The 15,071-nt window shown below is 35.8% G+C and carries 12 protein-coding genes; 7 read left to right on the top strand and 5 right to left on the bottom strand.

All coding sequences use genetic code 11. The annotated features are described in order from the left end of the window. Positions 1-149 precede the first annotated feature (149 nt). The 3 genes from EKL95_RS03880 (at position 150) to EKL95_RS03890 (ending at position 4,541) form a co-directional block, all read left to right on the top strand. The gene (locus EKL95_RS03880; RefSeq protein WP_126561432.1) at positions 150-3,443 is read left to right on the top strand and encodes a TonB-dependent receptor; all 3,294 of its coding nucleotides are present in this window, start codon (positions 150-152) and stop codon (positions 3,441-3,443) included. Positions 3,444-3,539: 96 nt separating this feature from the next. Further along, positions 3,540-3,974, top strand: a complete 435-nt coding sequence (locus tag EKL95_RS03885; RefSeq protein ID WP_126554024.1) for a hypothetical protein — start codon at positions 3,540-3,542, stop codon at positions 3,972-3,974. 84 nt (positions 3,975-4,058) lie between these two features. Next, the gene (locus EKL95_RS03890; protein ID WP_126563586.1) at positions 4,059-4,541 is read left to right on the top strand and encodes a septal ring lytic transglycosylase RlpA family protein; all 483 of its coding nucleotides are present in this window, start codon (positions 4,059-4,061) and stop codon (positions 4,539-4,541) included. A 1-nt stretch (position 4,542) separates the two neighbouring features. On the opposite strand, the gene EKL95_RS03895 is transcribed toward EKL95_RS03890, so the two are convergent. Next, the gene (locus EKL95_RS03895) at positions 4,543-5,010 is read right to left on the bottom strand and encodes a CYTH domain-containing protein (RefSeq protein WP_126457624.1); all 468 of its coding nucleotides are present in this window, start codon (positions 5,008-5,010) and stop codon (positions 4,543-4,545) included. A 422-nt stretch (positions 5,011-5,432) separates the two neighbouring features. Here EKL95_RS03895 and EKL95_RS03900 point away from each other — a divergent pair, with 422 nt between their 5' ends. From EKL95_RS03900 to EKL95_RS03910, 3 genes are all read left to right on the top strand, one after another. Continuing rightward, a complete protein-coding gene (locus EKL95_RS03900; protein WP_233589370.1) occupies positions 5,433-7,517 on the top strand; it encodes a site-specific recombinase in 2,085 nt (694 codons plus the stop codon). Between the two features lie 54 nt (positions 7,518-7,571). Further along, positions 7,572-8,654 (top strand): DNA polymerase IV, encoded by a 1,083-nt coding sequence (dinB, locus tag EKL95_RS03905; RefSeq protein WP_126563587.1) that lies wholly within the window; start codon positions 7,572-7,574, stop codon positions 8,652-8,654. A 94-nt stretch (positions 8,655-8,748) separates the two neighbouring features. Beyond that, on the top strand, positions 8,749-9,264 hold the full coding sequence (locus EKL95_RS03910; RefSeq protein WP_126563588.1) for a PAS domain-containing protein: 516 nt from the start codon (positions 8,749-8,751) through the stop codon (positions 9,262-9,264). 60 nt (positions 9,265-9,324) lie between these two features. On the opposite strand, the gene EKL95_RS03915 is transcribed toward EKL95_RS03910, so the two are convergent. Both EKL95_RS03915 and lepA read right to left on the bottom strand, forming a co-directional pair. Continuing rightward, entirely contained in the window at positions 9,325-10,095 is a 771-nt protein-coding gene (locus EKL95_RS03915; protein WP_126563589.1) for a Bax inhibitor-1/YccA family protein, read from the bottom strand. 172 nt (positions 10,096-10,267) lie between these two features. Then, on the bottom strand, positions 10,268-12,064 hold the full coding sequence (lepA, locus tag EKL95_RS03920) for a translation elongation factor 4 (RefSeq protein WP_126452060.1): 1,797 nt from the start codon (positions 12,062-12,064) through the stop codon (positions 10,268-10,270). Positions 12,065-12,358: 294 nt separating this feature from the next. On the opposite strand from lepA, the gene dusB reads away from it, so the two are divergent. Next, positions 12,359-13,351 (top strand): tRNA dihydrouridine synthase DusB, encoded by a 993-nt coding sequence (dusB, locus tag EKL95_RS03925; protein ID WP_126561434.1) that lies wholly within the window; start codon positions 12,359-12,361, stop codon positions 13,349-13,351. Positions 13,352-13,473: 122 nt separating this feature from the next. Here the strand turns inward: dusB and EKL95_RS03930 are convergent, their stop codons facing one another. Both EKL95_RS03930 and rbfA read right to left on the bottom strand, forming a co-directional pair. Then, positions 13,474-14,673: an ABC transporter permease gene (locus EKL95_RS03930; protein ID WP_126554014.1), complete on the bottom strand. Its 1,200-nt coding sequence runs from the start codon at positions 14,671-14,673 to the stop codon at positions 13,474-13,476. Between the two features lie 3 nt (positions 14,674-14,676). Next, positions 14,677-15,069, bottom strand: a complete 393-nt coding sequence (gene rbfA / locus EKL95_RS03935) for a 30S ribosome-binding factor RbfA (protein WP_126452046.1) — start codon at positions 15,067-15,069, stop codon at positions 14,677-14,679. Positions 15,070-15,071 lie beyond the last annotated feature (2 nt).

Raw genomic sequence — 15,071 nt, forward strand, 5'->3', positions numbered from 1 at the left:
TAAATACTTTGGTTTTCGATCTAAAAAGAAATAATGGTTGAGGGCGAAAAAATTGTTTTGAAATACCGTATTCTTAACAGTATGTTAACTTATTTAAGTAAAAATGTTATAGTTTTGCCAAACTTTTTTAACTAAACAAAAAAACAAAAATGAAAAGAATTATTTTTATTTTGATTATTTTTTTATCAGTTGTAGGTCATTCGCAGGTCACTAGTTCTGCTATGTCTGGTACTGTTAAATCGAATGCTGGAGAGACTCTTCCAGGAGCGTCAGTTGAGGTCGTTCACACGCCTACAGGAACAAAATATTTTTCAACTACAAGTGCCAATGGAGGCTATGCAGTTCAGGGTATTAGACCAGGCGGTCCCTACACTGTAAGAGTGACTTATGTGGGCTACAAAACAACAGAAATCACGGACATTAACGCTCCTTTAGGGAATAATTTAACTGTAAATATTGTTGTAGAAGAAGAATCAAATGCGTTGAATGAAGTAATTGTTTCTACAAAATCGAAAGGGACTTTCAATAAAGGAAGAACTGGAGCATCTCAACAATTTTCTAACAGAGAAATCACTGCCGTGCCAGTAACAGGTGCACGTTCCATAAATGCAATTACTAAGTACAATGCTAATGCAGGTAGTAACGGTACTTTTGGTGGTCAGGATTCAAGATTAAACAATTTTACTATTGACGGATCTGTTTTTAATAATGGTTTTGGTTTAGGTAGTGACTCACAAGCCGGAGGAAGAACCGGTTCTACAGCTATTTCATTAGATGCTATTGAGCAATTACAAGTAAATATCGCTCCTTATGACGTACGTCAATCCGGATTTTTAGGTTCTGGAATCAATGCGGTTACCAAAAGTGGAACGAATGAGGTGGAAGGGTCAATATACAACTCATTCCGAAGCAACAAAAAAGACTTCATAGGAAGTAAAGCAGGAGAAAGAACAGTAGTACCTGGAAAATTTGAAGAAAAAATTTGGGGCGCCAGAATTGGAGCACCAATCATTAAAGATAAATTATTTTTCTTTGGGAATGTTGAAACTATAGAGAACATTAGCCCGGCTACTACTTGGACATCTACAGGTTCGCCACAAGCAAGTGCACAGGTTTCGGCTCCTACTTTTGCACAAATGCAAACACTTTCTACTTTTTTGCAAGATAAATTTAATTATACCACAGGACCATGGGAAAACTATGATGCTGAAAGAATTTCAAAAAAATTCCTAGCCAGACTGGACTGGAATATTAATGATAATCATCAATTGACCGCTCGTTATGTTTTTCATAACTCTAATTCTGATGAGTTAACTTCAAACTCAAATTCATTAGGTTTTGGAAACAGAAGAACAAGTCCGTTAGCAATGTCTTTTAAAAACAGCGGATATGTAATTCAGGATAATACGAGATCAGTAGTCTTAGAATTGAATAGTAAATTAAGCAATTCTTGGTACAATAACTTTATTGCAGGTTACGATAAGCAAATTGAAGACAGAGCATTACAAGGTGGTGGTTTGTTTCCAACAATTGATATCTTAAACGGTTCAAACACATTTATTTCGGCAGGTTTAGATCCGTTCACTCAAGGAAATAAACTTTCGTATTCTACTTTACATTTTACTAATAATTTGACCAAAACGATAGGTAAACATTCATTATTGTTTGGTACTAACTTTGAGTACTTCAAATCAAGCAACTTGTTTTTCTCTGGGTCTAATGGTGTTTATACTTTTAATTCACTTTCTGACTTTTATGCAGCAGCTAATCAGTCTGCAAACACAGGTGGGGCGCCATCAACAACTGCACTTCCTGCACGTCTTCAATTCAGATATTCTGCATTGCCCGGCGCTCAAGAGCCATTACAAATCTTCAAGTCAAACAAATTAGATTTGTACACGCAAGATGAAATGAAATTGAGCGATAGATTTAAATTAACAGTAGGTCTTCGTGCCACAGCTGTTTGGTTTGCTGATACAGCTCTTGAGAATCCTGCAGTTACTGCATTAACTTTTGGACAAGGCCAAAAATTTAATACAGGAAAAATGCCTGATACTCAGTATTTGTTGGAGCCAAGAGTTGGTTTTAACTTAGACTTAAATGGCGATGCAACGACGCAACTTCGTGGAGGTAGTGGTGTTTTTACAGGAAGAGCACCTTCAGTTTATTTATCTAATGCAATTGGTAATAATGGAGTGCTTACAGGTTTTGTTGATGTAAGTGGCACTGCATTGGCTTCTGGTGGGTATGGTTTTACTCCAAACCCAAATGATTATTTTATTCCGGATACCCCAACGCTTCCTACTACTTTTGAATTGGCTTTCACCGATAAAAAATTTAAGTTTCCGCAAGTTTGGAAAACTAATATAGCGGTTGATCAAAAACTTCCTTTTGGTTTTGTAGGTACAGTAGAAGGGATTTTTCAAAGAAATATTAATGCGATACATTATTATAATGCTAATTTTGATGCGCCAGTTGGAACTTTCAGCGGTCCGGATAACAGACCAAGATATGCTCGTACCGATGCAGGTGTTCGTGTTAATGATAATGTTTCCAGTGCCGTTGTTTTAACAAACACGGACAAAGGATATTTTTATTCTTCAACCTTTAAATTAGAGTATCCATACAAAAAAGGGCTATGGGGATCGTTTGCATACACGTATTCAAGTGCTAATGATTTGTTATCTCCGGGTTCTATTGCTTCTGGTTCGTGGACGGGCGCTAGATCTGTAAATGGAAATAACGACTTACCTTTAGCATTGTCTAACAATAATACACCACATAGATTAGTTGGTATTTTAGGATACAAAATTGAATACGGTAAAAATGTAGGGGCGGCAACTTCAATCAATTTAGGATACATTGGAGAACAATCCGGACCGTTTTCCTATTCTTACGGGGGTGATATGAATGGTGACAGAGTAAATAACAATGACTTGATTTATGTCCCTAAAAATGCAAATGAAATTCGTTTTCAATCACTTTCAGTAACAAATGGGACTGTGACAACAGTCTACACTGAAGCGCAACAACAACAAGCTTACGAATCCTATATCAATCAAGATGATTACCTTTCTACTAGAAGAGGGCAGTATGCAGAGAGAAATGGAGGAGTTTTACCTATGCTACATAGATTAGATTTATCAGCAACTCAAGATTTTTATATTACAATTGCGGGTAAAAAGAATAATTTTCAATTCAGAGCTGATATCCTGAACTTTACTAATTTCATTAATAAAGATTGGGGAGTTACACAACGAGTTACAAATACAAATGTTTTGAACTACAGAACAACGACTACGAATGTTCCTTTTTATCAATTAGCGACTCAAGTAGAAGCTAACGGAACTCGAGTTTTAATAAAAGACACTTTTCAAAAAAATGCTTCAACTTTTGATGTTTGGCAAGCACAATTTACACTTAGATACATTTTTGGTAAGTAGGAGTAATTTAAGTGTTTGAATATTTAAAACCACGTTGAAAAACGTGGTTTTTTTATGCCTTTTTTGCTTATATTTGTTAAAACAAAAATATTATTTATGGACGATTTTATTCAAAAATTTCATTCTGGCTGGGCTTATCTGGCACTTTTAGTTTTAGTGGTGGCTGTGGTTAATTCTTTGATAGGGATGTTTTCTAAAAAAGAATTTACTTCCAAAGACAGAAAGATAGCGCTGTTTGGCTTAATAGCAATACACACTCAATTAGTAGTAGGTGTACTTTTATACTTTGTGTCTCCCAATGGTTTGAATATGATAAAAGCCGTTGGAATGGGTGGGCTGACAACGGAAAGCCGATTGTTGGCTTTAGAACATCCTTTGATCAATATAATAGCAATTGTCTTGATTACTATTGGGTGGTCAAAACACAAAAAAGCAACTACAAGCGAATCTAAATTTAAAACATTTTCTATTTTTTATGGTTTAGGATTAGTGCTTATTTTAAGCCGAATCCCATGGAAAATATGGTTTTAAAAAAAACCGTGAAAGCTCTAGAAATAGAGCTTTTTTTATCTAGGTATGGTTTTTGTAAAATAGATTTAACTAAAAAAGACATAAATGAAAAAATCAATAACATTATTTTTTTTGTTGGCAATAATCACTTTAGCCAGTAGCCAAAGTTCCATCTCTGAAAGACAAAAAGCCACCATACAAAAAGACAGCATCAAAAAAAGTCGAACCGCAATGGAGCTGGAAGAAAAAAAAATAGACTCATTGATCTCTTCTTTAGGAAAATTTAAAATCTACAAAAAAGCCGCTCACGCATCCTATTACGCAGATAAATTCAATGGCAGAAGAACGACCAGCGGTACAAAATTTGACAATAATAAATATACCGCCGCCCACAAAAAACTGCCCTTTGGTACCAAAGTCAAAGTGACCAATGAAAAAAACGGGAAGTTCGTAATTGTAGAAATTACAGATAGAGGCCCATTTGTCAAGTCTAGAGAGATTGATCTTTCTAAACGAGCATTTATGGATATTGCAGCTAATAAAAACAGCGGAGGGCTGCAGGTAACTATAGCCGTAATGAGTAATTAGATTACCAGTTTCTAAAAGGCGAAGTGCTCAAATAAGAATTGTAATAGCGGGAGTCTCCGGTGACTTCCTTGTCCAGCCAAGCTGGTTTTTCAAAAAATTCTTCTTCAGAGTTTAATTCAATTTCTGCCACAACCAGTCCTTGATTTTCACCATGAAATTCATCTACTTCAAAAATATGAGAGCCCACTTTTATTTCAAAACGAGTTTTATCAATAGCTCCCTTTTCACACAAAAGCAGTAATTTTTCAGCGTCACTAATGGAAATTTCTTTTTCCCACTCAAAACGGGACAGTCCGGAGGTATTAGAAATCCCCTTTATCGTCAGAAACCCCTTTTTTCCTTTTATTCGTACCCGTACCGTTCGCGCTGGCGCGGAACTCAAATAGCCCTGCGCAATATGATTTTGAGTAAAAGCAGATTCTTTATAGGAATCATCTTTGACTAAAAATTTTCTTTCTATTTCTATCATTTCAAGCGAAATTTGTTATTTTTAGTTATTTATTTTGTCAGTTCACTTGGCTCGTATCCAGATATTCATTTCAATTTTTACTCATAAATCTTTTTTCAATTTGTAAAAAATAGCGTCTTGGGTTGCTCTTTTTTAAATGAAAAATAGTTTTTTTCAATCGAAGATTTTTCATTGCTATCTGGGCTGATACCAGCAACCAAAGGTATTAAATATTTTGCTTTTGTTCCGTTTTTATCTCTTTGACAAAAGCGGAGTTTATGCTAGTTTGCTGTTTTTTATGTTCCAATTCTGTGTGTCGATTACCGATAATAGGAAGGAAATTTTGCGAATAGGTCTTTTTGTGCGTCCTTGAGCAATAATTTCAAGGATTTATTAATGAAAAATGATCAGTCTGTTCGTATTTTTACAAAAATTAAACAAAGTTGATAAAACCATTTTTTAAAAGAAAACACAAGCCAACTCCAGTGGGAGTGCTAACTGAATTTTTTGGGGAAGCAGAGTCTTGGCGTGATACAGAAGACAACCTGGAGCCTTTAGTGGAGTTAATTCGGTTGATTCGGCCTTTGCAAACAAAAAAATTGGCAACCGTGGATTTGCAGGATATTATTACTTTTTTGAAAGAAAATTATTCTTGTCGGAAACAACTTTCCCTTTATCTCAAAGAAATTCTCAAAGACATTAAGTTTAATAAAATCCTCACAGACGCAGCTATTTTACAAGATGTAGATTTTCTTTTTGAAGTCAAAAAAAGAATCTTTGCTAAGATATTGCCTTATCAACCTCAAAAAGACACTTTAGAATACATTTTCAATCAGGTTTTTTATCTAGCCAATGATGGGATTTGGGTAAATAAAATTCCAGTGGAGCAATTAGAGGAATTATACAGCCTTTTAAAATTCAAATCTATTTATGAAAGTGTAGCACCTCACTCCGTTTTATCAGAAATACTTGTTGCAATGCATCTTATTACACAACGCATCAGCGGTCGTGCCATGGAAACGGATGTGATTAAAATGGTACCTGAATTTGATGATTTTGAAAGTCCTTTTTCAGCTTTTGAAAAGGAATTGTTTCAAATAGAAGATCAAGTCCGGAGTTCTGAAAATCATTTCATCACTATAGATGATTTATCTTATTCCCAATTGATGGTTTTGCATAAGCAATGCGAAGAATTTGTGGACAGAGCTTTTCATAATAGTTCTAAATATGGCATTTCACTTCGGGTAAACCAGAATTTACTAAAAATCAGACAGCAATTAGAGCGGCTTAAATTTTTAATTCCGTTGCTGATCGTTGAAAAAGAGAGTGATAAAAAAAACAATGGAATTATTTTAGCCTTGCGTTTGATAAAATTCAATTGCTACAAGAACAATGTTAGGAAATTTATAGCCGAAAGTACACAATTAATCTCCTATGAAATTACCCAGCACACGGCTAAAACAGGGGAACATTATATCACAGAAAGTCGCAAAGAATATTTTAAAATGTTCCGTACCGCCCTAGGTGGAGGGTTTATTGTAGGTATATTATGTGTCATTAAGGTTTTGCTTGCTAGCGCTGACACTAGTTTTTTTGGGCATGCTTTTCTTTATAGTATGAATTATGCTTTTGGATTTATTGCTATTTATCTTCTGGGGTTTACTTTAGCTACAAAACAGCCAGCGATGACTGCTGCTGCCTTGATAAAAGCTCTAGAAAAAGGAGTTGCAAAACAAGGGAAGGAGGCGGAGAAATATGAAGCTTTTGCCATTCTTTTTGCACGTGTTTTCAGGTCCCAGTTTATTGCATTTTTGGGGAATGTAATTATGGCTTTTCCAGTTTCATTGCTTGGAATTTGGGCTATTGATTACTTATTCCATTATAATATTGCTGCAACTAAATGGGAAACGTTACTTACAGACATTAGTCCCATTCATTCATTAGCTATTTTTCATGCGGCAATAGCAGGATTTTTTCTGTTTTTATCTGGAATTATTTCGGGAAGTATTGCCAATAGGGATAAACATAATCAGGTTTTTTTCCGGATAACGGAACACCCCATGTTGAAAAGAAGCTTAGGGAAAGTACGTACTTTAAAATTAGCCAAGCTGTACGAAAAAAGAGGGGCCGGAATTATTTCTAATTTTTGGTTTGGCGTTTTTATGGGAAGTACGGCTTCCGTTGGCTTGTTTTTAGGGTTGAATCTGGATATTAGACACATCACTTTTGTAAGTGGCAATCTAGCCTTAGGAGTGTATGGAGCAAATTATCAAGTAAGCAATACTATGTTGTTTTGGGGCATTTTTGGGATTGGAGTTATTGGGTTAGTGAATTTTACGATCAGTTTTAGCCTTTCGTTGGGATTGGCGCTCCGCTCCAGGGCTATTTCTTTGTTTGAATTGCGATTTATTGCCGCTTCTATCTGGAATCATTTTAAATCCAGACCCATTAGTTTCTTTTTTCCAACGGAAAACAAAAAAAAATCAGAAGTAGTTGTCAATTATTTGAGTTCAGACGGTAAGAATTAATCAGAATGCTAGGTTCTTTGGAAGAAATCGAAGGGAATATTCAATTAGAACATTATGCAGGGATTCATTCCAGTAAGAAAAATTATTCACGTTGACATGGATGCTTTCTACGCCTCTGTGGAGCAATTGGACAATCCATTGTTGCGGGGAAAACCCATTGCAGTGGGAGGTTCAGAGAATCGAGGAGTTGTCGCTGCAGCAAGTTATGAGGCTAGGAAATTTGGCGTAAGGAGTGCCATAAGTGGCGTTATGGCTAAAAAAAACTGCCCAGAACTTATTTTTGTTACACCGAGATTTGATCGGTACAAAGAAATATCAAGAAAAATTCACAAGATTTTTTATGAATATACGGATCTAGTAGAGCCACTCTCACTCGATGAGGCGTATTTAGATGTCACTACAAATAAAAAAGGAAATCCTAGCGCCACTTTATTGGCACAGGAAATAAGACAACGCATTTTTAATGAAGTAGGTTTGACAGCTTCGGCAGGGATTTCAGTTAATAAATTTGTCGCTAAAATCGCAAGTGATTATAATAAACCCGACGGGCAGAAAACAGTCGATCCAAATGAAGTGATTGCATTTTTGGAAGAATTAGCCATTCACAAATTTCATGGGGTTGGAAAAGTAACCACCGAGAAAATGTACCAATTAGGGATTTTTACGGGAGTAGAATTAAAAAGTAAATCATTGGAGTTTCTGGAGAGACATTTTGGAAAATCAGGACATTTTTACTACAACGTAGTTAGGGGAATTCATAATAGTGAGGTTAAATCCAATCGAATCACAAAATCAGTAGCGGCAGAACATACTTTTGACGTCAACCTTTCTTCAGAAATTTTCATGATGGAGCAACTGGATCCTATTGCAAGTGCCTTAGAAAGAAGATTAAAAAAACAAACTATAGCTGGAAAAACAATCACTTTGAAAATTAAATACAGTGATTTTACCCAACAAACCCGCAGTAAAACCTTGCCTTATTTTATATCTGGCAAAGGACTGATTCTAGAGGTTGTGAAAGAACTTTTGTACCAAGAGCGCATGAAGGATTCCGTTCGTTTGCTGGGGATTTCTCTAAGCAATTTGAATACAGAGGAGAAAAAATTTGTTGTGGTACAGCTGAAATTTGATTTTTAATGGAAAATGAAAGTGTTCAACAATGGTTAAAATCTGAAATTTGTTATTTTATCTTTATAAATAAAATTACATTTGGTTTATTAAATTATGTAATATGATCAATTTTAAAGAATATGAAGACGCTATTGCAATGTATCACAGTGCTTTAAGTATTAAGACGGTTCCTGTTTGTTCTTGGGATTTTCATAATGAATTTTTGAGTTCAGTAAAGAATATTTTTTTGGATTTAAATAAACTCAACTCAATTGCTTTGCAAAATAAATGGTCAGAGAATGATTGGGATCTCAATAGCAGCCTGAAAGAAGAGGTTGTTATTGTTACGGATGTAAAATTGAATATTATATTTGCTTCACACAACATGAAAAAAATGAACGGCTATGCAGAATCCGAAGTTTTGGGAAAAAGCCCTAAGATTTTTCAAGGGAAAGCAACGAGCAAGAGTACTTCAAGTGAAATTCGTACGGCAATAGTAGAGCAGAAACCTTTTGAAAAAACAGTGTTGAATTATAAAAAAAATGGGACTATTTATGTTTGTTTCATAAAAGGGTTTCCTGTTTTCAACAATAAAGGGCTTTTAAGTCATTACATTGCTTTTGAGAAAGCAGCATAAAAAGAGTGACTCTTTTACACTTTAAAAGGTTCACTCTTTTTTATACAGCTATTAGCACGATTAGTTTTTACTGTTTAATTTTGAGAGCAATCTTAAAAATTCAATATACAGCCAAACAAGGGTGATCATTAACCCCATGGCACCATACCATTCCATGTATTTTGGCATTTTTTGTTCTGATCCTTTTTCGATGCGGTCAAAATCCAAAAACAGATTTAAAGCAGCAATCACAATTACAAAAACACTGATTCCAATACTCATCCATGAGCCGCCATAATGCACGGGCACAAAACTGGTGAACATTGAAAATACCCAAGATATAAGATAATACGTAGCAATTGCCAATGTTGCAGCCACAACTACCGATTTGAATTGTTCTGTTACCTTCACAATTTTATATTTATATAATCCCAGACAAATCATGAAGGTTACAAATGTAGCTCCTACGGCCTGAATGACAATTCCAGGATACATTGCTTCAAATATTGCTGAAATTCCACCAATAAATAAGCCCTCAAAAAGTGCGTAACCAGGAGCTAAATAGGGGGAATATTGAGGTTTAAACGCTGAAATTACGACTAGAATAAGTCCTACTACTGCACCGCCAATTGCTGGAACCATTGGGTTCATCCCATCAAAGGTCAACCACCATATTACCATAGCCGAAGCAGTAAGTAGTAAAAATAAAATCAAACTTTTATTTATGGTTCCTGACAAGGTCATCTCGTCATTATAATCAAGAATTGTGGTTTGATGTACTTGATCATTTTTTGAAACTGCAGTAGAAAAAGTTTTAGTATTTAAAAATGGATTTTTAGAATTAAAATTCATAATTGTTATATTTTTTTGTTATTCAAATATACGCTTTTGTCTCTTTGTTTCTGAACACTAAAGTAAACAACCAATTTCGTATTTAAATCTGGGATGAAATACCTAGTTCACTCCTCTAAAAAAACCGGTACTATCGTCAGGGTAATTAATGACGAGAAAAAACGTCAGGTCATTAATCATTCAACTTCAAAACAGCCATGAACGCTTCTTGCGGAATTTCAACATTTCCAACCAATCTCATTCGTTTTTTACCTTTTTTCTGTTTTTCCAATAATTTACGTTTACGGGAAATATCTCCACCATAACACTTAGCGGTAACGTCTTTACGCAATGCTTTTATTGTTTCGCGAGAAATCACTTTTACCCCAATAGCCGCTTGAACAGGAATATCAAATTGTTGGCGTGGAATCAATTCTTTCAGTTTTTCACACATTTTTTTTCCTATTTGATATGCGTTGTCGGCATGCATCAAGGAGGATAATGCATCCACAATCGTAGCGTTCAATAAGATGTCTACTTTCACTAAATTAGAAGTTCGCAACCCAATTGGCGTATAATCAAAGGAAGCATATCCTTTAGAAACGGTTTTCAAACGGTCGTAAAAATCAAATACAATTTCTGCCAATGGCATATCAAAAGTCAACTCTACACGTTCCGTAGTCAAATAGGTCTGATTCGTAATCAACCCACGTTTTTCAATACACAAACTCATTACATTTCCAACATAATCGGATTTGGTGATGATAGTTGCCTTAATAAAAGGCTCTTCCACGTGGTCTAAACGAGAGGGCTCCGGCAAGTCCGAAGGATTGTTTACAATAAGTGGAGTTGTTGGATCCTTTTTGGTGTAAGCCAAATAAGAAACGTTGGGAACCGTAGTAATCACTGTCATGTTGAATTCACGCTCCAAACGCTCTTGGATAATTTCCATGTGCAACATTCCCAAGAATCCACAACGGAAACCAAATCCCAAAGCAGCTGAACTTTCCGGTAAAAATACTAATGAAGCATCATTCAACTGCAATTTTTCCATAGAGTTTCGCAACTCCTCATAATCCTCCGTATCCACGGGATAAATTCCCGCAAAAACCATTGGTTTTACCTCTTCAAATCCTTTAATTATATTCGTTGTTGGCGTTTTCGCATCTGTCAATGTATCACCTACTTTTACTTCTTTCGCTTCTTTAATTCCAGAAATTAAATACCCAACATCACCGGCTGAAATCACTTGTTTCGGAACTTGGTTTAATTTTAAAGTCCCAATCTCGTCTGCAAAATATTCGTTTCCGGTAGCCATGAATTTTATCTTCTGACCTTTTTTAATCTGACCATTTTTTACCCGGAAAATAACTTCGATTCCTCGAAATGGATTGTAATGCGAGTCAAAAATCAAGGCTTGTAATGGCTCATCAACACTTCCTTTTGGAGGAGGAATTCGATCGATGATGGCTGCCAAAATATTTTCGACACCAAAACCAGTTTTACCAGATGCATGAATAATATCTTCTAATTTACATCCAAGTAAATCAATAATATCGTCACTTACTTCCTCTGGATTCGCGCTTGGTAAATCTACTTTATTCAAAACCGGAATAATTTCCAAGTCATTTTCTAAAGCCAAATATAAATTCGAAATCGTTTGTGCCTGAATGCTTTGCGCTGCATCTACAATCAAAAGTGCGCCTTCACAAGCGGCAATCGACCGAGAAACTTCGTACGAAAAATCCACGTGTCCAGGAGTGTCAATCAAGTTCAAGATGTATTCTTGTCCTTTATACGTATATTCCATCTGAATCGCGTGACTCTTAATCGTAATCCCACGTTCACGTTCTAGATCCATGTTGTCCAGCAATTGCGCTTTTTCCTCACGAGCGGTAACGGTTTGTGTAGCGCCAAGTAATCGGTCAGCAAGCGTGCTTTTCCCGTGGTCAATATGTGCAATAATACAAAAATTCCGTATGTGTTTCATTTTCTGTTGATATCAAATTTATTTGGGTTTACCCTGATTTTTTTTCAGGGCGTGACCACAAGGGTCGGGCTTTCCGCTACAATCTTTTCCTTTTTTAAAGAAAAAAGGAAAAGGATTTTCACTGCAATCCCTCACGCAATCGCCAAACAGCGACTATTAATCTGCAAATATAAGCTAAATTCAACAGTTTCAAAGTCCCGAATTCGTAAACCAACACCTTTAATACGAAGTCTTTCTCCTTTCTTCTTTTATCCTTTCAGCTAAATGTCGTAATTTTGCAAAAAAATAAGGACGATGATCAAGATTGGCAACATAATATTACCCGAATTCCCTTTACTTCTCGCACCAATGGAAGATGTGAGTGATCCGCCTTTTCGCAGATTGTGTAAAGCGCACGGTGCCGATATGATGTATTCAGAATTTATTTCTTCCGAAGGATTGATTCGGGACGCCATCAAAAGCCGCATGAAATTAGATATCTTTGATTACGAACGCCCCGTTGGGATTCAGATTTTTGGTGGAGACGAAGAAGCGATGGCCATGTCCTCTAAAATTGTGTCTGCCGTAAACCCGGATTTAATCGATATTAATTTTGGTTGTCCTGTCAAAAAAGTCGTTTGCAAAGGTGCCGGAGCCGGCGTTCTTAAAGATGTAGATTTAATGATTCGCCTGACTAAAGCCGTTATCGATAGTACCCATTTGCCGGTAACCGTAAAAACCCGTTTGGGTTGGGACGATAACTCCATTAATATTGATGAAGTAGCAGAGCGTTTGCAAGATATTGGTGTTGCTGCTTTGAGCATACACGCCAGAACTCGTGCCCAAATGTACAAAGGCCATTCCGATTGGTCGCATATTGCCCGAGTTAAAAATAATCCAAGAATCACGATGCCTATTTTTGGTAATGGCGACATTGATTCTCCGGAAAAAGCATTGCAATATAAAAATGAATATGGTATCGATGGCATTATGATTGGTCGTGCTGCCATTGGTTATCCTTGGATTTTTGACGAAATCAAACATTACTTTAAAACGGGAGAACATTTGCCAAAACCTACCGTTATTGATAGAGTCGAAGCAGTTCGAAATCACCTTACTTGGGCCATGGAATGGAAAGGCGAAAGATTAGGAATTGTGGAAACAAGACCACATTACACCAATTATTTCAAAGGAATTCATTCTTTTAAAACCCACAAGCAAAAATTAGTTACACTAGATCGTCCCGAAGAATTGTTCGCTGCTTTAAATGAAATCGAAGAAGCGTATGCGGGATATGAGTTGGTTTAAGCAGTATATATTAATCAACTTCTACCGCCAATTCGCTAATTTATAATAGCTTATTAATTAAACATCTTTGCTAAATCTAAAGAGTAATTTTTTTAAAAATTAGCGAATTAGCGGTAAAAAACTTACTCCAATAACTTCTTACTCACGCGACTACTTGCAATCAAGGATGCAATAAAGCCAAGCGTAATAATCGTCCCCATAACAATAAGTACATTTTCGAGAGAGAAAATCACAGGATAAGCCAGTGTAGGAGTAATCATTACAAGCTGAAGATGTTCTTGAAGTAGTACAATTATAATCCCTAAGGTTAGCCCAATAATTCCGCCAAAAACACTCAATAAAGTCCCTTGAAGCAGGAATATTTTTCGCAAATTTTTGATTTCAGTTCCCAAATTAAAAAGGGTTTTTAGATTCCCTTTTTTGTCTAAAATCATCATAATTAACGCGCCAATCAAGTTGAATAGTGCCACAACAATTACCAGAGTAAAGATTAAATAAACAACGATATTCTCGGTATTCAACATTTTGTAGAGCGAGTCGTTAAGTTGAGCCCTATTTTTTACGGTGATTTTATTCTTAAAAATAGTTTGAAGTTGATTTATAATAGCAGTTTCATCAGCACCAGTTTTTGCTTTGATTTCAATCCCGGAAACCTGATTGGTTTTGTATTCCAATAGTTCCTGCGCCAAACCCAAATCAGCAAAAACATATTTAGAATCTAAATCTTCGCTAATGGCGTAAATACCAACAGGAATTATATCCGTTTTGTTAAAGGCCTGTTCTTGATTTTCAATCGTGCCTTTTCCAGCTTTAGGCACCATTACTTCCAAATGATTATTAAAATCCAATAATCCCATCGAGAATTTCTGAGCAATTCCATACCCAACAACTACTTGATAGGTGTCAGGTTTAAACCATTGCCCATTGAAAAGTTTGGATTCAATAGCATTTACTTTGCTAAAATTAGCATCAACCCCTTTTAAGTACGTAACTTGTTGTTTTCCGTCAAAAGTAAATAAAACACGCTCTTCGATGATTTTGGTATACCAAGCAAGACCGTCTATTTTTTTGATTTGGCTTTCCTGATTGGGAGAAATCAAAAAGGATTTTCCTAAAGTGCTGCTTATTTTTAAATCCGGATCGATGTCATTGGTAAACGAAAGACTAAATACTTTTAGCCCGCTAAAAACGGATAAAACCACAAACAAAGCCATTGCGCCAACAATAATTCCCATGCTGGCAATGCGATTGATGATGTTTATAGCATTGTTTTTACTATTGCTGAGGATGTATCGTTTGGCTATGTAGAGGGAGAAATTCAAACTTTATTGGAATCTGCGTTTGTCTAAAAGATCCCTGTTTTCAATAGGATTGTCTCTGTTGGCTAACGCATTGTCAATTTTTTCAATGTAATCTAAAGAGTCGTCAATAAAGAAAACCAAATTAGGAACTTTTCTTAATTGTAAACGAACGCGTTGTGATAAATCATGTTTTATAGTTTTAGCATTGGACTTCACCGCCTCTAAAATTTCTTTTGCTTTGTCCTGAGGAAAAACGCTTAAATGCACTGTCGCCACTGATAAATCTGTAGTTACAGTAACTTTGGATACCGAGATAATTAAATTAGCTACTCCATTTTTTCTCACTTCACCTTGCAGAATATCAACCAAATCTTTTTGGATAACCCCACCTATTTTTTTCTGTCTATTTGTTTCCATAG

Source organism: Flavobacterium sp. LB2P53, assembly GCF_003970305.1.
Classification (GTDB): Bacteria; Bacteroidota; Bacteroidia; order Flavobacteriales; family Flavobacteriaceae; genus Flavobacterium.